Source organism: Streptomyces sp. NPDC003300, assembly GCF_040610915.1.
Taxonomy (GTDB): domain Bacteria; phylum Actinomycetota; class Actinomycetes; order Streptomycetales; family Streptomycetaceae; genus Actinacidiphila.
Genome location: NZ_JBEXNE010000026.1, coordinates 1 through 18,000, shown reverse-complemented (window position 1 = coordinate 18,000; position 18,000 = coordinate 1). Strand labels below are relative to the sequence as shown.

At 71.4% G+C, this 18,000-nt stretch carries 17 protein-coding genes; 8 read left to right on the top strand and 9 right to left on the bottom strand.

What is annotated here, in order from left to right; genetic code table 11:
* Positions 1-47 precede the first annotated feature (47 nt).
* Both ABZX65_RS29615 and ABZX65_RS29610 read right to left on the bottom strand, forming a co-directional pair.
* Positions 48-269: a hypothetical protein gene (locus tag ABZX65_RS29615; RefSeq protein ID WP_355346648.1), complete on the bottom strand. Its 222-nt coding sequence runs from the start codon at positions 267-269 to the stop codon at positions 48-50.
* Between the two features lie 157 nt (positions 270-426).
* Positions 427-1,035, bottom strand: a complete 609-nt coding sequence (locus tag ABZX65_RS29610) for a class I SAM-dependent methyltransferase (RefSeq protein WP_355346645.1) — start codon at positions 1,033-1,035, stop codon at positions 427-429.
* A gap of 13 nt (positions 1,036-1,048) precedes the next feature.
* Here ABZX65_RS29610 and ABZX65_RS29605 point away from each other — a divergent pair, with 13 nt between their 5' ends.
* From ABZX65_RS29605 to ABZX65_RS29595, 3 genes are all read left to right on the top strand, one after another.
* A complete protein-coding gene (locus ABZX65_RS29605) occupies positions 1,049-1,384 on the top strand; it encodes a YnfA family protein (protein WP_355346642.1) in 336 nt (111 codons plus the stop codon).
* 117 nt (positions 1,385-1,501) lie between these two features.
* Positions 1,502-1,906: a roadblock/LC7 domain-containing protein gene (locus ABZX65_RS29600; protein ID WP_188284368.1), complete on the top strand. Its 405-nt coding sequence runs from the start codon at positions 1,502-1,504 to the stop codon at positions 1,904-1,906.
* Positions 1,907-2,009: 103 nt separating this feature from the next.
* Positions 2,010-3,416, top strand: a complete 1,407-nt coding sequence (locus tag ABZX65_RS29595) for a DUF6397 family protein (protein ID WP_355346639.1) — start codon at positions 2,010-2,012, stop codon at positions 3,414-3,416.
* On the opposite strand, the gene ABZX65_RS29590 is transcribed toward ABZX65_RS29595, so the two are convergent.
* A complete protein-coding gene (locus ABZX65_RS29590; RefSeq protein ID WP_355346636.1) occupies positions 3,303-4,169 on the bottom strand; it encodes an acyl-CoA thioesterase II in 867 nt (288 codons plus the stop codon). The two genes, ABZX65_RS29595 and ABZX65_RS29590, sit on opposite strands and share 114 nt — an antisense overlap.
* A gap of 25 nt (positions 4,170-4,194) precedes the next feature.
* Complete coding sequence (locus ABZX65_RS29585) at positions 4,195-6,708, bottom strand: DUF3516 domain-containing protein (protein WP_355346633.1); 2,514 nt, start codon at positions 6,706-6,708, stop codon at positions 4,195-4,197.
* 133 nt (positions 6,709-6,841) lie between these two features.
* Between ABZX65_RS29585 and ABZX65_RS29580 the strand changes: the two genes are divergently transcribed.
* Complete coding sequence (locus ABZX65_RS29580; protein WP_355346630.1) at positions 6,842-7,636, top strand: metal-dependent hydrolase; 795 nt, start codon at positions 6,842-6,844, stop codon at positions 7,634-7,636.
* A 69-nt stretch (positions 7,637-7,705) separates the two neighbouring features.
* Here ABZX65_RS29580 and ABZX65_RS29575 read toward each other — a convergent pair whose 3' ends face one another.
* A complete protein-coding gene (locus ABZX65_RS29575) occupies positions 7,706-9,487 on the bottom strand; it encodes an ABC transporter ATP-binding protein (protein WP_355346627.1) in 1,782 nt (593 codons plus the stop codon).
* Positions 9,484-11,358, bottom strand: coding sequence for an ABC transporter ATP-binding protein (locus ABZX65_RS29570; RefSeq protein WP_355346625.1), 1,875 nt, complete (start codon positions 11,356-11,358; stop codon positions 9,484-9,486). Before ABZX65_RS29570 ends, ABZX65_RS29575 begins: the two co-directional genes overlap by 4 nt.
* Before the next feature lie 440 nt (positions 11,359-11,798).
* Here ABZX65_RS29570 and ABZX65_RS29565 point away from each other — a divergent pair, with 440 nt between their 5' ends.
* Together ABZX65_RS29565 and mscL are read left to right on the top strand one after the other, a co-directional pair.
* A complete protein-coding gene (locus ABZX65_RS29565; protein ID WP_355346622.1) occupies positions 11,799-13,568 on the top strand; it encodes a carbohydrate-binding module family 20 domain-containing protein in 1,770 nt (589 codons plus the stop codon).
* Between the two features lie 87 nt (positions 13,569-13,655).
* A complete protein-coding gene (gene mscL / locus ABZX65_RS29560) occupies positions 13,656-14,096 on the top strand; it encodes a large conductance mechanosensitive channel protein MscL (protein WP_355346619.1) in 441 nt (146 codons plus the stop codon).
* A gap of 15 nt (positions 14,097-14,111) precedes the next feature.
* Here mscL and ABZX65_RS29555 read toward each other — a convergent pair whose 3' ends face one another.
* Positions 14,112-14,627 carry a MarR family transcriptional regulator gene (locus tag ABZX65_RS29555; RefSeq protein WP_355346616.1) on the bottom strand — a complete coding sequence of 172 codons (516 nt, stop codon included), beginning with the start codon at positions 14,625-14,627 and terminating at the stop codon, positions 14,112-14,114.
* 170 nt (positions 14,628-14,797) lie between these two features.
* Between ABZX65_RS29555 and ABZX65_RS29550 the strand changes: the two genes are divergently transcribed.
* Both ABZX65_RS29550 and ABZX65_RS29545 read left to right on the top strand, forming a co-directional pair.
* Positions 14,798-16,543, top strand: a complete 1,746-nt coding sequence (locus ABZX65_RS29550) for an ABC transporter ATP-binding protein (protein WP_355346819.1) — start codon at positions 14,798-14,800, stop codon at positions 16,541-16,543.
* 84 nt (positions 16,544-16,627) lie between these two features.
* Positions 16,628-17,005 (top strand): hypothetical protein, encoded by a 378-nt coding sequence (locus ABZX65_RS29545; protein WP_355346613.1) that lies wholly within the window; start codon positions 16,628-16,630, stop codon positions 17,003-17,005.
* Here ABZX65_RS29545 and ABZX65_RS29540 read toward each other — a convergent pair.
* The gene (locus ABZX65_RS29540; RefSeq protein ID WP_355346610.1) at positions 16,974-17,633 is read right to left on the bottom strand and encodes an LUD domain-containing protein; all 660 of its coding nucleotides are present in this window, start codon (positions 17,631-17,633) and stop codon (positions 16,974-16,976) included. The genes ABZX65_RS29545 and ABZX65_RS29540 overlap by 32 nt on opposite strands.
* On the bottom strand, positions 17,630-18,000 hold a 371-nt coding region (locus ABZX65_RS29535; RefSeq protein WP_355346607.1), incomplete at its 5' end, for a lactate utilisation protein LutB domain-containing protein. The genes ABZX65_RS29540 and ABZX65_RS29535, both read right to left, overlap by 4 nt.

Sequence of the window (18,000 nt, the reverse complement as noted above, 5' to 3'; positions counted from 1 at the left end):
TCCGCACCTGGTGATCGCCCGGCGGCGGCCCGTTCCCGGCCGCGCCGTCAGCTCTTCGCGTCGAGCGCGGTCAACGTCGTTCGCAGCCAGGCCAGTTCGGTGCGGCTGGTGGCACGGGCGATGGTGAGCCAGCGGTGCGACAGACGGAATGCGGACCACAGGGTGCGTACGTGCGGTGGACGAGGGAGGCGGGCGACGGGCCGGTCCGCGTCCATGTGCACGGACTGGGAGCGGCGTCGGGCGCGTACACCGTGCACATATCCGCGCATCCCGCGCTCATGAACCGCCGTACGCTCGTCGTCGACCTGCCCGGCTTCGGCGTCAGCGACCGCCCCGCGGACTTCGGCTACTCGCTGGCGGAGCACGCCGACGCGCTGGCCGCGGTCCCGGACGCCGCCGATGTGCGCGCCGCAGCCCCGAGCAGGGTCAGGCGTGTCGGACGGCCACCGCCAGGTACCGCTCCGCGGAGTCGTCCAGCGATGCCAGCTCCCAGCCGGTCGCGGCCAGCAGAGGACGCAGTTGCGGCTCGGCGCGTACGTCGTCGGCGCGCAGTTCGTGGCCGCGGCGGGCGGCGAGGGCGGCGCGGCCGATCGGATGGAAGAGCGCCAATCGGCCGGCGGACCTGGTCACCCGGGCCAATTCCCGCAGTCCGGCCGCCGGGTCCGGCAGATGGTGCACGAGTCCGGCGGCGAAGACGGCGTCGAAAGCCGCGTCCCGCAACGGAAGCTCCTCGCCGGCCGCCTCGATCAGCGCTCCGTCCCGGCCCCGGCCGAGGGCGACGGCCTCCCGCAGCATCTCCGGGGTCAGATCGACACCGACCACCGTGCCCGCCGCACCGACGACGGCCCGCAGCAGCGGCAGCGCCCGCGCAGTACCGCAACCCGCGTCCAGTGCCCGGCCGCCCGGCCGCAGCCCCAACTCGCCGACCGCCGCCGCGTAGACGGGAGTGTCGTCGGGGAACCGCTTCTCCCATCCCACGGCCTTCGCGGCGAAGAACTCCCTGACCTGGCGGCGCCCGCTCTCGAAACTGGCCATGCATCATGGTCGCATGATCACGTTCCGCTCCATCGGGCTCTTCTTGCTCGCCGCCGTCCTGGAGATCGGCGGTGCCTGGTTGATCTGGCAGGCGGTGCGCGAACACCGCGGCGTCGGCTGGGCGGGGGCCGGAATCGTCGCGCTCGGCCTCTACGGCTTCGTCGCCACACTCCAGCCCAACGCCGACTTCGGCCGGATCCTGGCGGCCTACGGCGGGGTCTTCGTGGCCGGATCTCTCCTGTGGGCGATGGCTCTCGACGGCTACCGTCCCGACCGATTCGACATCGTCGGAGCGGTCATCTGCCTGGTCGGAGTGGGTGTCATCATGTACGCGCCACGCGGCGGCTGATTTCCGCCGGTCGCCTCCTTTCACGGCTCCGGTCGGGCGCCGCCCGTCCCGAGAGGGGGTTGCCGAAGCGGGCCCGGCAGGACAGGCTCGTACCGCAGCGGAGACGGGAGGTAGGCAATGACGGTGGGCAAACCGCTCGCGTGGCTGCTCGACGACCTGACGAAGCGGGTGCCGCACGTGAAGCACGCGCTCGTGCTCTCCAACGACGGGTTGGTCACGGGCGCCAGCGGCGATCTCGACCGGCCGACCGCGGAACACCTGGCCGCCGTGTCCTCGGGCTTCCACAGCCTGGCCAAGGGCGCGGGGCGGCAGTTCGCCGTCGGCGGCGTGCGTCAGACGATGGTCGAATTCGACGACGGCTTCCTCTTCGTCACCGCGGCGGGCGACGGCAGTTGCCTGTCCGTACTCAGCGGCATGGAGGCCGATGTCGGCCAGGTCGCCTACGAGATGACGCTGCTCGTCCACCGCGTCGGCGAACACCTCGGCGTGGCTCCCCGCCAACCGGGCGCGGCACCTTCCTGAGCCGGGGCGTCCCGAAGTTATCCACAGGCTTCGAACGGGCTGTCGTCCGTACGCGATAGATTCGTCACTGTCAGTGATCGAAGTTTGCTGGGGAGTGACGACAGTGAAGACGACGAAGACGGCCAAGACCACGACGACAACGACGACAGCGACGACAGCGACGACAACGCCGAATAAGAACGCGAAGGCGACGACGGGGACGGTGCCCGCCTCGATGCCGGGGACGGGTGCCTCGGCGGCTTCCGGGGCGAGGGCCGGAGCGGCCGGGACAAGGGCCGGAGCGAGGGCCGGGACGACGGCGGCGACGAGCGCGGGTACGGCGACCGTCGAGACGCGGCAGGTGACGTGGACGCCCGGCGGCGGGCCGGGAGGCGGGCGGGCGGCGCCGGAGACGCTGACGCTGAACCGGGCGCGGGAGGAGCTGGGCCTGGACTTCACGCTCTTCGAGCTGGCGCTCCAACTCGGCGAGATCCGCACGGTCTCGCGCGGCAGCGGCCAGTGGCGGGTGCCCGTGGACGAGGTGACCCGGCTGCGGGACGCGGAAGGCCATCCACAAGCGCTGCTCGACCGGCTCCGACTGGTGACCAGCACCGAGGGCGCGGCGATGATCGGGATCAGCCGGGACCGCCTCGTACGGCTGGCGAGGCTCGGGCTGATCCGCCCGGTGCGCTGGTACGTCAACCGGTACCGGGCGCTGGTGTGGGTGTATCTCGGCCATGAGCTGAGGGAGTTCGCCGCCGCGAGCCCCGCGATGCTGAAGGGGCGGCTGCCCGCGGGACTGCGTGACGCGCTGGACGCCGGGCAGGATCAGCGGGCCCTCGGCTGGCGGTCCCGCCGGGTCGCTCAGCTCGTACGGGACTGCCATGACGCCTGGGACGAGGCCGCCGTCTGGGCCGCGCTGCTCGGTCCCGAGGTGACCGACGACGCCGTGCCCGACCCCTTCGACCGGGCGCGGCTGCGCGGAATCCGTGCGGCGCTGCCACCGGGCCGCCCGGGACCGCTCGCCTCCCCCGAGCTGACGAGAAGCCTCACGACCGCCGACCATCCGGACGAGATCGCGCTGGCACTGGTCGCCCTCGCGGACGCGATGGGCCGCGCCCGGACCGACCAGCCCGCACCGCACCCGGCGTTCGCCCCAGCCGACCGTCCGCCGCTCGCGCTCCCGCCTGTGGAGCGGGTGCCGCGGCAGCCTGAACGACTTCCGGAGCCGGAGCCGGAGCCGGAGCCGGAGCCGAGTGAGCCAGGCGGTTCGCACACGGGAGGGAGGCCCGCGCCCGAGCGGGCCCGGCACGCGGCGCCGCACCGGAAGCGGGGCCCCGCCCGGCCGCCGGGCAGGCCGGTGGGGGAGGGCAGGCGCCCGCGACGCGGGCTGCTGGGACTGCTGCGCGGACGCGGGTCAGCCGCCGATCTTGCGGAACAGCCCTTCCTGCATCACCGAGACCAGCAGACGTCCCCGCCGGTCGAAGATCTGCCCTCGCGCCAGACCGCGGGCACCCGTCGCGACAGGTGACTCCTGCTGGTACAGGAACCACTCGTCGGCGCGGAACGGCCGGTGGAACCACATGGCGTGGTCGAGGGACGCCATGTCGAATCCCCGCGGTCCCCACAGCGGTTCGATCGGCACACGTACGGCGTCCAGCAGCATCATGTCGCTGGCGTAGGTGAGAGCGCAGGTGTGCACGAGCGGGTCGTCGCCGAGCTGCCCGACCGCGCGCATCCACACCGCGCTGCGCGGCTCGGCGCCCTCGATCTCCTCGGGCGTCCAGCGCAGCCGCTCCACATAGCGGATCTCGAAGGGCTGGCGGCGGGTCATCCGCTCCAGCGCCTCGGGGAGCACGTCCAGATGCGCACGCAGCTCTTCGCCGAGTCCCGGCAGGTCGTCGGGCTCGGGCACCTCGGGCATCGGCAGTTGGTGCTCGAATCCCGGTTCCGGCTGATGGAAGGAGGCGGTCAGGTTGAAGATCGTCCGGCCCTGTTGGATCGCCACCACCCGCCGGGTGGTGAAGGAACGGCCGTCACGGACCCGTTCGACCTGGTACACGATGGGCACGCCGGGCCGACCCGGCCGCAGGAAGTACGCGTGCAACGAGTGCACCGGCCGCCCGCCGTCGGTGGTGCGGCCCGCGGCGACCAGCGCCTGCCCGGCGACCTGGCCGCCGAAAACCCGCTGCAACCGCTCCTGCGGACTCTGCCCGCGGAAGATGTCCTGCTCGATCCGCTCCAGGTCGAGCAGATCCACCAGCCTCTCGGCCGGGTTCGTCATCGCGTCCCCTTCGTCGTGCACCGGATCACAGCTCGCCGACGTCGGTCAGCCGGATCACCGCGCGGCCCTCTTCGTCGGAGGCCGCGAGGTCGACCTCGGCGGAGATCCCCCAGCCGTGGTCACCGTTGGGGTCGGCGAAGGTCTGCCGGACCCGCCACAAGCCGTGCTCCGGCTGCTCCTCGATCTGCAACAGCTTCGGGCCGCGCGCGTCGGGACCGGTGCCGAGGTCGTCGTACTCGTCCCAGTACGCGTCCATCGCCTCCGCCCAGGTGTCGGCGTCCCACCCGGCCTCGGCGTCCAACTCGCCGAGCTGGTGGTACTTCTCCAGCGCCGCCAGCTCGACCCGGCGGAACATCGCGTTGCGCACCAGCACCCGGAAGGCGCGGGAGTTGGCGGTGACCGGCTTGACCTGGTCGGCCCGCTCCGCCGCCTGCTCGGCCGTCTCCACCTCCGGATTGGCGAGCTGCTCCCACTCGTCCAGCAGGCTGGAGTCGACCTGGCGCACCAACTCGCCCAGCCACGCCGTCAGATCCTGGAAGTCCTCCGACTTCAGGTCGTCGGGCACCGTGTGCTCCAGCGCCTTGTACGCGCCGGCCAGGTAGCGCAGCACGATGCCCTCGGTGCGGGCCAGCTCGTAGTAGGAGGTGAACTCGCCGAAGGTCATGGCGCGTTCGTACATGTCACGGACGATGGACTTGGGCGACAGCGGGTGGTCGCCGACCCACGGGTGGCTCTGGCGGTAGATGCCGTAGGCGTGCGACAGCAGCTCTTCGAGGGGCTTGGGATAGGAGACGTCCTGAAGACGCTCCATCCGCTCCTCGTACTCGACACCGTCCATCTTCATCTCGGCGACGGCCTCGCCGCGGGCCTTGTTCTGCTGGGCCGCCAGGATCTGCCGCGGGTCGTCGAGGGTGGACTCCACCACCGAGACCATGTCCAGGGCGTAGGAGGGGGAGTCCTTGTCGAGCAGTTCGAAGGAGGCCAGGGCGAAGGTGGACAGCGGCTGGTTGAGGGCGAAGTCCTGCTGGAGTTCGACGGTCAGCCGGATGATGCGGCCCTCGGCGTCCGGATCGGGGAGGCGTTCGACCACACCGCCGTCGACCAGCGAGCGGTAGATGGCGATGGCCCGGCGGATGTGCCGCAACTGGTGGCGGCGGTCCTCGTGGTTGTCCTCCAGCAGGTGCCGCATCGCGTCGAAGGCGTTGCCGGGCCGGGCGATCACCGACAGCAGCATGGTGTGGGTGACGCGGAAGCGGGAGGTCAGCGGCTCCGGCTCGGCGGCGATCAGCTTCTCGAAGGTGAGATCCGACCAGTTGACGAAGCCCTCGGGCGGCTTCTTGCGGACCACCTTGCGGATCTTCTTCGGGTCGTCCCCGGCCTTGGCGAGCGCCTTCTTGTTCTCGATGACGTGCTCGGGCGCCTGCGCCACCACGAACCCGGCGGTGTCGAAACCGGCCCGCCCGGCGCGCCCCGCGATCTGGTGGAACTCCCGCGCCCGCAGCGTCCGCACCCGCGTGCCGTCGTACTTGGTGAGCGCGGTGAACAGCACGGTGCGAATCGGCACATTGACGCCGACCCCGAGGGTGTCGGTGCCGCAGATGACCTTCAGCAGACCCGCCTGGGCGAGCTTCTCCACCAGCCGCCGGTACTTGGGCAGCATCCCCGCGTGGTGGACACCGATGCCGTGCTTGGCGAAGCGCGCGAGGTTGCGGCCGAAGGTCGTGGTGAAGCGGAAGTGGCCGATCAGATCGGAGATGGCGTCCTTCTCGGCCTTGGTGCACATGTTGATGCTCATCAGCGCCTGGGCCCGCTCGACGGCCGCCGCCTGCGTGAAGTGCACGATGTAGACCGGGGACTGCCGGGTCTCCAGCAGTTCGGTCAGCGTCTCCGTCAAAGGCGTCGTCACATACTCGTACGACAGCGGCACCGGCCGGGTCGCCGAGCGCACGACCGCCGTGGGCCGGCCGGTCCGGCGGGTCAGGTCCTCCTCGAAGCGCGAGACGTCACCCAGCGTCGCCGACATGAGCAGGAACTGCGCCTGGGGCAGTTCGAGGATCGGGATCTGCCAGGCCCAGCCCCGGTCCGGCTCCGCGTAGAAGTGGAACTCGTCCATCACGACCTGGCCGACGTCGGCGCTCTTGCCGTCGCGCAGCGCGATGGAGGCGAGGACCTCGGCGGTACAGCAGATCACCGGCGCGTCCGGGTTGACCGAGGCGTCACCGGTCAGCATCCCGACGTTCTCGGTGCCGAACAGCTTGCACAGGTCGAAGAACTTCTCCGACACCAGCGCCTTGATCGGCGCGGTGTAGAAGGTGACCTCGTCCCGGGCCAGCGCGGCGAAGTGCGCACCGGCCGCGACCAGGCTCTTTCCCGATCCGGTGGGGGTGGAAAGGATCACGTTCGCACCAGAGACCACCTCGATGAGCGCCTCCTCCTGCGCCGGATAGAGAGTGATCCCCTGACCCTCGGCCCACGTCGAAAACGCTTCGAAGAGGGCATCGGGGTCCGGGGCGGGAGGCATCTGATCGATAAGGGTCACCCCACCATCTTGCCTGTACCGGCGGCGCGCGGCGGAACCGGAGCGGGCCGCGGTGATCATCAACGATATGGTGTGCCGTCAACGATGCGTCAACTCCGCCTGCGGGCGGCCTTGTAGGGGGCTGAGCACCACCATGATGGGACCTGCGCACTCACTCTCGGGAGCGGCGGCCTGGCTGGCCGTCGGAGCGGTCGCGGCGGGTGTGGATCATGCCATGCCCTGGCCGACGCTCGTCGTCGGTGCGCTGATCTGTGCTGGTGCCGCGCTCGCCCCCGACCTGGACCACCAGGCGGCGACGATCTCGCGCGCGTTCGGCCCGATCTCCCGCGTGCTGTGCAAGATCATCGAGCACCTGGCGCACGCCGTCTACAAGGCGACCCGGATGCAGGGCGACCCGCGACGGGCGGGCGGCCACCGCACCCTCACCCACACCTGGCTCTGGGCGGTCCTGGTCGGCGGCGGCTTCTCGGCCGGCGCGGTCTACGGCGGGCGCTGGGTGGTGCTGGTCATCTTGTTCATACACATGGTGCTCGCCGTCGAGGGACTGCTGTGGCGGCAGGCCCGGATGTCCAGTGATGTGCTGGTGTGGCTGCTCGGCGCCACCAGCGCCTGGGTGCTCGCCGACGTGCTCGACAATCCGGGCAACGGCAAGGACTGGCTGTTCACCGATCCCGGCCAGCACTACCTGTGGATCGGGCTGCCCATCGTGCTCGGCTCGCTCGTGCACTGCGTCGGTGACGCGCTGACCGTCTCCGGCTGCCCGATCCTGTGGCCGATCCCGATCGGCCGCCGCCGCTGGTACCCGATGGGACCGCCGAAGTTCATGCGCTTCCGGGCCGGGAGCTGGGTGGAGCTCAAGGTCCTCACCCCGGTCTTCTTCCTGGCGGGCGGCGGCTGCGCGCTCGGCGCGCTGGGCGTCTTCGGCTGACGCGGGACCCCTCGCACGCGAGCGGGGCCCGGCGGCAGTGCCGCCGGGCCCCGCGCCACATCACCGCGGTCAGCTGTGCCAGGACCGCCACAGCGCCGCGTAGGCACCGTCGGCGTCCACCAACTGGTGATGGCTGCCCAGCTCGCTGATCCGGCCGTCCTCGACCACCGCGATCACATCCGCGTCGTGCGCGGTGTGCAGCCGGTGCGCGATGGCGATCACGGTACGGCCGTCCAGCACCCGGGACAGCGAGCGTTCCAGATGGCGGGCGGCGCGCGGGTCGAGCAGCGAGGTCGCCTCGTCCAGCACCAGGGTGTGCGGGTCGGCCAGCACCAGCCGGGCCAGCGCGAGCTGCTGCGCCTGCGCCGGGGTGAGCACCGCGCCGCCCGAGCCCACCTCGGTGTCGAGACCGTCCGCCAGATTGCGGCCCCAGTCCTCGGCGTCCACCGCGCGCAGCGCCGTCCACAGCTCGTCGTCGGTGGCACCGGTCCGCGCCAGCCGCAGATTGTCGCGGAGCGTGCCGACGAAGACGTGGTGCTCCTGATTGACCAGCGCCACATGCTCGCGCACCCGCTCGGCGGGCATCCGGGCCAGCTGGGCCCCGCCCAGCGTGACCTCGCCCGCACGCGGCGCGTAGATCCCCGCCAGCAGCCGCCCGAGCGTGGACTTGCCCGCGCCTGACGGGCCCACCAGCGCCACCCGGGTACCCGGCGGCACCGTCAGACTCACGCCGTGCAGCACGTCGCTGCCCGCCCGGTAGCCGAACCGCACCTGGTCGGCGGCCATCTCGCGGCCGTCGGGCGAGACCGTGTGGTCCGGCTCGTCCTCGGCCACCTCGCGCACCCCGACCAGCCGGGCCAGCGACACCTGGGCGACCTGCAACTCGTCGTACCAGCGCAGGATCATGTTCACCGGGTCGACGAGCATCTGCGCGTACAGCGCGCCCGTGGTCAGCTCGCCGACCGTCATCCAGCCGTTGAGGGCGAAGCTGCCGCCGATCATCAGCACCGCGACCACGATCAGCGCGTGCGTCATGTTGATCACCGGGAACAGCACGCTGCGCAGCCACATCGTGTAGCGCTCCCACGCCACCCACTGCCCGATGCGCTGCCGCGACAGCTTCTCTCGCCGGTCACCGAGACCGTGCGCCTCGATGGTGCGGCCGGCGTCCACGGACTCCGCCAGCGCCGCCGCCACCGCCGCGTACCCCGCCGCCTCCGAGCGGTAGGCCCCCGGGGCGCGCCGGAAGTACCAGCGGCAGCCGACCAGCAGCAGCGGCAGCGCGACCAGCACCGACAGGGCGAGCGGCGGCGAGGTCACGGTCAGCGCGCCGAGCAGCAGCCCGGCCCAGACCACGGCGATGGCCAGCTCGGGCACCGCCTCGCGCATCGCGTTCGACAGCCGGTCGATGTCCGTCGTGATCCGCGACAGCAGATCGCCCGTGCCCGCCCGCTCCAGCACACCCGGCGGCAGCGACACCGACCGTACGAGGAAGTCCTCGCGCAGATCGGCCAGCATCTCCTCGCCGAGGATCGCGCCGCGCAGCCGTACCAGCCGCACGAAGTACGCCTGCACCACGAGGGCGGCCAGGAACAGGCTGACGGCCCGCCCGAGATGGATGTCCCGGTCGCCCTTCGACAGGTCCTCGACCAGACCGCCGAGCAGGTAGGGCCCCACCATCGAGGCCAGCACCGACACGGTGTTGACGGTCACCAGCAGGGCGAATGCACCGCGATGCCGCTTCGCCAGTTCGCGCACATAGCCGCGCACGGTCGCGGGGGAGCCCACCGGCAGCGTGGCGCTCTGCTGCGGCGCGGCCGGGTCGTACTCCGGCGGTCGCAGGCCGATCATGCGGATTCCTCCATCGATGTGTGGGGTACGGCCCCGGAGCCCGCGACGGCAGCGGTGACGGGGCTGTGGCCGGGATCGCGGTCGTCGGACGGCTCGCTCTCGCGGGTCACCACCGCCCGGTAGCGCGGGTCGGTGCGCAGCAGTTCGTGGTGGTCGCCGACCGACGTCGCCGTGCCCTCGTCCACGAAGACCACCAGGTCGGCGCGGTCCAGCACGAGCGGGCTCGACGTGAGCACCACCGTCGTGCGACCCGCGCGCAGTTCCTTGAGGCCGCGCGCGATCCTGGCCTCGGTGTGCGCGTCGACCGCCGAGGTCGGCTCGTCGAGCACCAGCACCTCGGGGTCGGCGATCAGCGACCTGGCCAGTGCCAGGCGCTGCCGTTGGCCGCCGGACAGCGACCGGCCGCGCTCGGTGATCCGCGCCGACATCGGGTCGCCCGCCACCCCCGCGGGGTCGGCGGCGGACTGCGCGAGCGCGTCCAGCACGTCCGCGCACTGCGCGGCGGTGAGGGCCTGCTCCGCCGTGACCCGGCCGGAGGACGGCACACCCAGCAGTTCCGTCAGCGTTCCCGACAGCAGCACCGGGTCCTTGTCCTGGACGAGCACGGCGGCGCGGGCCGCCGCGAGCGGCAGCGCGTCCAGTGCCCGCCCGCCCAGCAGCGCCGACGCCTCGCCCTCGGCGCGGACCGGGCTGTGCCCGCCGAGCCGGTCGGCCAGTACGCCCGCCGCGTCCGGGTCGCCGCACACCACGGCGGTCAGCAGCCCGGCCGGAGCGCGCAGCCCCGACTCCGGGTCGTACATCTCCCCGACCAGAGCGCCCGCCTCCTCGGGAGCGACGCTCCCCTCGGGGAAGACGGCCGCGCCCCCGGCGGTCTCCCGGGTCAGCGCCAGTACGCGCGCGGCCCGCTTCGCCGAGGGCCGCGAGAAGGACCAGGCCATGGCGATCTCCTCGAAATTCCGCAGCGGGAACATCAGGAAGGCCACCGAGCCGTAGACGGTCACCAGCGCGCCGACCGAGATCCGGCCGTCCATCGCCAGCCGGGCGCCGTCCCAGGCGACGGCCACCAGCAGCAGCCCCGGCAGCACCACCTGGACGGCACTGATCGCCGCCCACATCCGGGCGCTGTGCACGGCGGCGGTCCTGACCTGCTGGGACGCGCGACGGTAGCGGTCGAGGAACAGCTCCTCGCCGCCGATGCCGCGCAGCACCCGCAGTCCGGCGACGGTGTCGGAGGCCAGTTCCGTGGCCTTGCCCGCCTTCTCCCGCTGGAGGTCGGCCCGCTTGGTGGCGGCGGGAAGCAGCGGCAGTACGGCCAGCGCCAGCACCGGTACGGACGCGGCCACGATCACGCCGAGCGCGGGCTCGTAGACGACCAGCGCGACGGCCACGCCGACCGTGGCGACCAGGGCGGAGGTGAAGCGCGCCAGCGCCTCGACGAACCACCCGATCTTCTCCACGTCTCCGGTGCTGACCGCGACGACCTCGCCCGCAGCGACCCGGCGGGTGAGCACCGAGCCCAGCTCGACCGTCTTACCGGCGAGCAACTGCTGGACCCGCGCCGCGACGCTGATCCAGTTCGTGACGGCCGTACGGTGCAGCATCGTGTCGCCGAGCGCGGTGAGCACGCCGAGCAGCAGCATCAGCCCGCCCGACAGCGCCAGCCGCGACCCCGAGCGGTCCACGACCGACTGCACGGCCATTCCGACGGCCGCGGGGAACGACGCGACGGCCGCCATGTGCAGGATGCCCCACGCGGTGGCGGCTGCCAGGCCCTTCCCCTCGCGGAACGACAGCCAGAGCAGGAAGCGGAATCCCGTCCGGGCGTCGGGGACGCCCGGATCGGACAGGGGGAGCTTACGGAGGGACGGCATGGTGTCCTGAGTTCGGTGCGGGTGTGAGCGAGCGTCGGCGGACGAGGCTACGGCCGCGGGTTGCGGATACGGCCGCCGGAGGTTCGCGCGAGATGTCGGCGGGCAGCCGCGTACCTGACGACTCCGCCCGTGCGGACATCCCGCCGGAATCCGGTCGGAGAGGAGCAAGGCTCGTCTTGCGGCCCGTACCGGGTCAACAGGTTTTCCGGTGAGCGACGGGAACGAGCCGAGGTCCGCGGAGGAGTGTTTCGGCAACAACTTGCAGCAAAACAGCGAAAGTTCTTCCGCCGACATCTTGACGTGTACGCACACACGGCGGGAAGCTCCTGGGCGGAACCCGAGGGCCCCGAGGACAACGGGGCCCGCACCCCCCACCCGGCGGCCAGGCGCGTGGCTGCCTTCGAGGGCAGAACTCTGCCCGTTCACCGAAGGAGCCGCCCATGAGATCCCGCGTCCTGAACGGCGCGCTGGCCGCGATCGTCGCCGCCGCCGGTCTGTTCGCCCTCTCCTCGCAACAAGCGGACGCCACGCCGCCCGGCAGCAAGGACGTCACCGCGACGCTCTTCCAGTGGAAGTTCGACTCCGTGGCGAAGGCCTGCACGGACACCCTCGGCCCCGCGGGCTACGGCTTCGTCGAGGTCTCCCCGGCCTCCGAGCAGATCCAGGGCGACCAGTGGTGGACCTCGTACCAGCCGGTCAGCTACAAGATCGCCGGGCGGCTCGGCAACGAGAGCTCGTTCCAGAACATGGTCAGCACCTGCCACAGCGCGGGCGTCAAGGTCGTCGCCGACGCGGTGATCAACCACATGACGTCGGGCTCCGGCACCGGCACGGGCGGTACGACGTACAGCAAGTACAACTACCCGGGCTACTACCAGAACCAGGACTTCCACACCTGCCGCAGTGACATCAACAACTACGGCGACCGCAACAACGTCCAGAACTGCGAGCTGGTCGGCCTCGCCGACCTCGACACCGGCAGCGACTACGTGCGCGGCACCATCGCCGCCTACCTCAACCACTTGATCGCGCTGGGCGTCGACGGCTTTCGGGTGGACGCCGCCAAGCACATGGCCGAGACCGACCTGGCCGCCATCAAGGCCAAGCTCAGCAATCCGGGCATCTACTGGGCCCAGGAGGCCATCTACGGCGCGGGCGAGGCCGTGCAGCCGGGCGAGTACGTCAACACCGGTGACGTGGACGCCTTCCAGGGCGCCTTCGACCTCAAGCGCATCTTCACCGGCGACAAGCTGGCCTCCCTCAGCAACTGGGGCGCGTCGTGGGGCGCGGGCTACCTGTCGAGCGACAAGGCCCGCACCTTCGTGGACAACTGGGACACCGAGCGCAACGGCTCGACCCTCAGCTACAAGAACGGCGCCACGTACACCCTCGCCAACGTCTACCTGCTGGCCTGGCCGTACGGCTCGCCCAACGTCTACTCCGGCTACGAGTTCTCCAACAACGACGCCGGCGCGCCCAACGGCGGCACCGTCAACGCCTGCTACAGCGACGGCTGGAAGTGCCAGCACGCCTGGCCGCAGATCGCCAACATGGTCGGCTTCCGCAACGCGGTCTCCGGCACCGCCGTCACCAACTGGTGGTCCAACGGCAACAACGCCATCGCGTTCGGCCGCGGCAGCAAGGGCTATGTGGCGATCAACCACGAGGGCGGCTCGCTCACCCAGACCTTCACCACCTCACTGCCCGCCGGCTCCTACTGCGACGTCCAGCACAGCGGCACCAGCTACACCGTCGGCTCCGACGGCAAGTTCACCGCCACCATCGGCTCCAACGACGCGGTCGCGCTGTACGTCGGCGCGCCCTGCGGCAGCGGCACGACGAACGGGGGCACGACCAACGGCGGCACCACGAACGGCGGCACCACGAGCGGCAGCACCGGGGGCAGCACCAACCCGTCGTCCGCCGCGTCCTTCGCGGTGAACGCCACCACGGTCTTCGGCCAGAACATCTACGTCGTCGGCGACAACTCCACCCTCGGCAACTGGAACACCGGCAGCGCCCTGCTGCTGTCCTCGGCGAGCTACCCGGTCTGGAAGCTCAACGTGGCGATGCCCGCGGGCACCTCGTTCCAGTACAAGTACATACGGAAGGACGGAAGCGGCAACGTGACGTGGGAATCCGGCGCCAACCGGACGGCGACGGTCCCGTCGAGCGGGGCGGTCACACTCAACGACACCTGGCGTAATTGATCTGATCATCGACCGATTACCCCTCTGTGGTGAGGACCGGCACACTGTGGTGTTCCAATTCCTGACTACAGAGGGGACCCCCCACCCATGAGAGGCTTCCGGACGTTCCTGCTCCGCGGCAACGTCGTCGACCTCGCGGTCGGCATCGTCATCGGCGCGGCCTTCACCGCTCTGGTGACCGCCTTCGTCAAGGCGTTCCTGACGCCGCTCATCGGCCTGGCCTCCGGCGCCACGGGCAACTTCGCCACTCAGAAGTTCACGGTCTCCAGCGTGACCTTCCCCTACGGCGCCTTCATCGACGCGGTGATCAGCTTCGTGATCGTCGCCGCGGTGATCTACTTCCTGGTCGTCCTGCCGATGAACCGCATGCAGGAGAGGTTCTTCCCCAAGGCGGCGGCGGCCCCGGTCCGCGAGTGCCCCGAGTGCCTGACCGCGATACCGACCGCCGCCCGCCGGTGCAGCGCCTGCACCGCCGAGGTCGGGCCGCAGATCGGCGGCCAGACCGCCCCGGCGGACCTGGCCGAGTGAGCCCGCGGACGCCGCTCAGCGCGACGGCCGGTGGCCGCCGCCGTGCGGCGCCTCCTCGTCGAGTACGGCCAGCAGCGCGGTGAGTGCCGCGCGCTGGCCGTCGTCGAGCGGGGCCAGCAGTTCGGCGGCGGCCGTACGGCGGGCCCCGCGCAGCTCCAGCAGCGCGGCGCCGCCCGCCTCGGTCAGCTCGATCCTGATCACCCGGCGGTTGCTCGGATCGGGCACCCGCCGTACCAGCTCCAGCCCCTCCAGCGCGTCCACCAGGGTCGTCACGGCCCGCGGCACGACCTCCAGGCGCTGGGCGAGATCGGCCATCCGCGGCGGCTCGTCGCAGTGCGCGAGGGTGCGCAGCAGCCGCGCCTGGGCCGGGGTGATCCCCAGCGGCTCCATGAGGTGGCGCTGGGACTTGTGCAGGCGGCGGCTCAGCCGGATGAGCTGGTCGGCGAGCCGCCCGGTGATCTCGTCCGGCGCGGTCGTGGCGAGGCCGGCGGTCACCGGGCCCGGCGGCACGGCTGTCGTACGGGATTCCATGTGACGAGCGTATCAGGATCATGTCCATTGTGAGCATAGGTAACAATGACCTATACTCCCAATATCAGCATCTGCCTGAACTCTCAAGGAGTCCTTTGCGCCCCGATCACGAACGAGAACTCGCCTCCCGGTGGACACCACCGAAGAAGAAGCCCGACACCCCCGTCGACATGCGCCGCATCCTGCGGCTCTTCCGTCCCTACCGCGGCCGCCTCGCCGTCGTCGGCGCCCTGGTCGGCCTCTCCTCCCTCGTCTCGGTCGCCTCGCCGTTCCTGCTGCGGGCGATCCTCGACACCGCGATACCGCAGGGCCGCACCGGCCTGCTGAGCCTGCTCGCCCTCGGCATGATCGCCACCGCCGTCGCCACCGGCGTCTTCGGCGTGCTCCAGACCCTGATCTCCACCACCGTCGGCCAGCGCGTCATGCACGACCTGCGCACCGCCGTCTACGAACGCCTCCAGCGCATGTCGCTGGCCTTCTTCACCCGCACCCGCACCGGCGAGGTGCAGTCCAGGATCGCCAACGACATCGGCGGCATGCAGGCCACCGTCACCTCGACCGCGACCTCCCTGGTCTCCAACCTCACGGCGGTCATCGCCTCCGTCATCGCGATGCTCGCCCTCGACTGGCGGCTGACCGTCGTCTCGCTGCTGTTGCTCCCGCTCTTCGTCTGGATCGCCCGCCGGGTCGGCCGCGAACGCAAGCGGATCGCCACCAACCGGCAGCGGCAGATGGCCTCGATGTCCGCGATCGTCACCGAGTCGCTGTCCGTCAGCGGCATCCTGCTCGGCCGCACCATGGGCCGCTCCGACTCCCTGACCCGCGACTTCTCGACCGAGTCCGAGCGCCTGGTCGACCTCGAAGTGCGCTCCAGCATGTCCGGCCGCTGGCGGATGTCCACCATCGGCATCGTCATGTCGGCGATGCCCGCACTGCTCTACTGGGCCGCCGGTCTGACCATGTCCAACGGCGCGCCCGCCGTCTCCATCGGCACCCTCGTCGCCTTCGTCTCGCTCCAGCAGGGCCTCTTCCGCCCGTCCGTGTCGCTGCTGTCCACCGGCGTGGACGTCCAGACCTCGCTCGCGCTCTTCCAGCGCATCTTCGAATACCTCGACCTGCCCGTCGACATCACCGAGCGCCCCGACGCCCGGACCCTGGACCGGGTACGCGGCGACGTCCGCTTCGAGCACGTCGACTTCGCCTACGACCCCGAGTCCGGCGCGCCGACCCTGCGCGACATCGACATCACCGTCCCCGCGGGCAGCAGCCTCGCCGTCGTCGGCGCCACCGGCTCCGGCAAGAGCACCCTGAGCTACCTGGTGCCCCGGCTGTACGACGTGACCGGCGGCAAGGTGACGCTCGACGGCACCGACGTACGCGACCTCACCTTCGACACCCTCGCCGACGCGGTGGGCGTCGTCTCCCAGGAGACGTACCTCTTCCACGCCTCGGTCGCCGAGAACCTGCGCTTCGCCAAGCCCGAGGCCACCGACGACGAGATCCGCGCCGCGGCGAAGGCCGCCCAGATCCACGACCACATCTCCGGGCTGCCCGACGGCTACGACACCCTCGTCGGCGAACGCGGCTACCGCTTCTCCGGCGGCGAGAAGCAGCGCCTGGCCATCGCCCGCACCATCCTCCGCGACCCGCCCGTCCTCATCCTGGACGAGGCCACCAGCGCGCTCGACACCCGGACCGAACACGACGTCCAGGAAGCGATCGACGCGCTGTCCGCGGGACGCACCACCATCACGATCGCCCACCGGCTGTCCACCGTGCGCGACGCCGACCAGATCGTGGTCCTCGACGCGGGCCGGATCATGGAGCGCGGCACGCACGACGAACTGCTCGCCCAGGACGGTCGCTACGCCGCGCTCGTACGGCGCGACTCGCAGCTCGCCACCACCGCCTCGTAACGCGGAAGGGGCCGCCGCCCCGACCTTACTCATGGGTAAGGTGAGAGTGCGGCGGGAATCGCCCGCCCGCTCAGGAGGTGCCCGGTGCCCGCACGTTCCACTCGACTGCTCGTCGGCCTGCTCGCCGGAGCCGGCGCCACCCACTTCCTCGCCCCCGGACCGTACGAGGCGATCGTGCCCGAGTCCCTTCCGGGCAGCCCCCGCGCCTGGACCCGCGCCAGCGGCGTCGCCGAACTCGCGCTGGCCGCCGCCGTCGCCCTCCCCGCGACCCGCCGCACCGGCGCCCTGGTCACCGCCGGATTCTTCGCCGCCGTCTTCCCCGCCAACGTCAAGATGGCCTACGACTGGCGGCACCGCCCCGCACCCCTGAAGGCCGCGGCCTACGCCCGGCTCCCTGTCCAGATCCCTCTGGTGGTGTGGGCGCTGAAGGTCAGCCGCTCGGCGGCGGACCCACGAGGATGACGTCCAGGGTGCGGGGGCCGTGGACGCCTTCGACGCGGTCGAGTTCGATGTCGCTGGTGGCGGAGGGGCCTGAGATCCAGGTCTGGGGCCGGGTGGGGTCCAGGCGGGGGAGGGCCAGGGGGACCGACGCGACCACCTGATCCGGTGCCCGCACGACGCAGATGTGGTGGTCGGGGACGAGCGTGAGAATCCGCCGCCCCTGGTCGGCGCCCGCGTCCAGCACGATGGTGCCGGTCTCGGCGATAGCCAGGGCGCAGCCGGTGATCACACTGTCGACCTGGTCCAACTGTGCCGCGGTCAGCGGCGGTACGTCGTCCAGCAACCGTGTCCCGCCGATCCCGGCCAGCCACTCCCTCGGGACCCCCGCCGGGACGACCGCCGTCCGCGCACCCCGCTCGGCCAGCAGCCGCGCCACCGCGGGTGCCAGCCCCGCCTGATCCGTGCGGTGGATGTGGGCCCGGTAGTCGGCGAGGTTGTCCGCGAGCAGATCGGCGGTCTCGTCCGGGGTGCGGTCGGCGTGCACGGTGAGGTAGTCGCGTGCTGTGTACGTGGTGGCCGGTGCCGGGCTGTCCGACGTGGTGCCCAGGGCGTTGCGGATGCGGGTGAGGACGGTGTCGCGGGAGGTCACTGGCCGTTCTCCTTGGTCTGCGGGTGGTTGTGTTTGTTGTGTTGCCACCAGTCGCGGAAGGTCTGTGGGGGGAGGGTGGGGAGGTCGCGGGTGGTGGTCCAGGCTTTGGCGGGTCCGGGGAGTCGTTGGGGGTGGAGGTGTCGGGTGCGGGTGGCGAGGCGCTGGCCCTGGCGCATGACGCCCGGGTGGTCGAGTGTCCAGCGGGCGGCGCGCATGGTGGCGCGTTCGGCGGCGTGGCCTTTGGCGGGTTTGATGGTGACGCGTTGGCCGTGGTGGGTGGTGGTGGCGCCCTGGGCGACGCGTTCGCGGAGGTGGACGAGGACTTGGGGGATGTTGATGGCGACGGGGCAGACGTCGTAGCAGGCGC

Bases quoted from the DNA above. Each gene is read 5' to 3' on its own strand.
- ABZX65_RS29615 (WP_355346648.1), bottom strand. From the start codon at position 269: ATGCGCGGATATGTGCACGGTGTACGCGCCCGACGCCGCTCCCAGTCC.
- ABZX65_RS29590 (WP_355346636.1), bottom strand. From the start codon at position 4,169: ATGACGAACCCGGCCGAGAGGCTGGTGGATCTGCTCGACCTGGAGCGG.
- mscL (WP_355346619.1), top strand. From the start codon at position 13,656: ATGAGAGGCTTCCGGACGTTCCTGCTCCGCGGCAACGTCGTCGACCTC.
- ABZX65_RS29580 (WP_355346630.1), top strand. From the start codon at position 6,842: ATGATGGGACCTGCGCACTCACTCTCGGGAGCGGCGGCCTGGCTGGCC.
- ABZX65_RS29605 (WP_355346642.1), top strand. From the start codon at position 1,049: ATGATCACGTTCCGCTCCATCGGGCTCTTCTTGCTCGCCGCCGTCCTG.
- ABZX65_RS29600 (WP_188284368.1), top strand. From the start codon at position 1,502: ATGACGGTGGGCAAACCGCTCGCGTGGCTGCTCGACGACCTGACGAAG.
- ABZX65_RS29550 (WP_355346819.1), top strand. From the start codon at position 14,798: ATGCGCCGCATCCTGCGGCTCTTCCGTCCCTACCGCGGCCGCCTCGCC.
- ABZX65_RS29610 (WP_355346645.1), bottom strand. From the start codon at position 1,035: ATGGCCAGTTTCGAGAGCGGGCGCCGCCAGGTCAGGGAGTTCTTCGCC.
- ABZX65_RS29555 (WP_355346616.1), bottom strand. From the start codon at position 14,627: ATGGAATCCCGTACGACAGCCGTGCCGCCGGGCCCGGTGACCGCCGGC.
- ABZX65_RS29575 (WP_355346627.1), bottom strand. From the start codon at position 9,487: ATGATCGGCCTGCGACCGCCGGAGTACGACCCGGCCGCGCCGCAGCAG.
- ABZX65_RS29570 (WP_355346625.1), bottom strand. From the start codon at position 11,358: ATGCCGTCCCTCCGTAAGCTCCCCCTGTCCGATCCGGGCGTCCCCGAC.
- ABZX65_RS29565 (WP_355346622.1), top strand. From the start codon at position 11,799: ATGAGATCCCGCGTCCTGAACGGCGCGCTGGCCGCGATCGTCGCCGCC.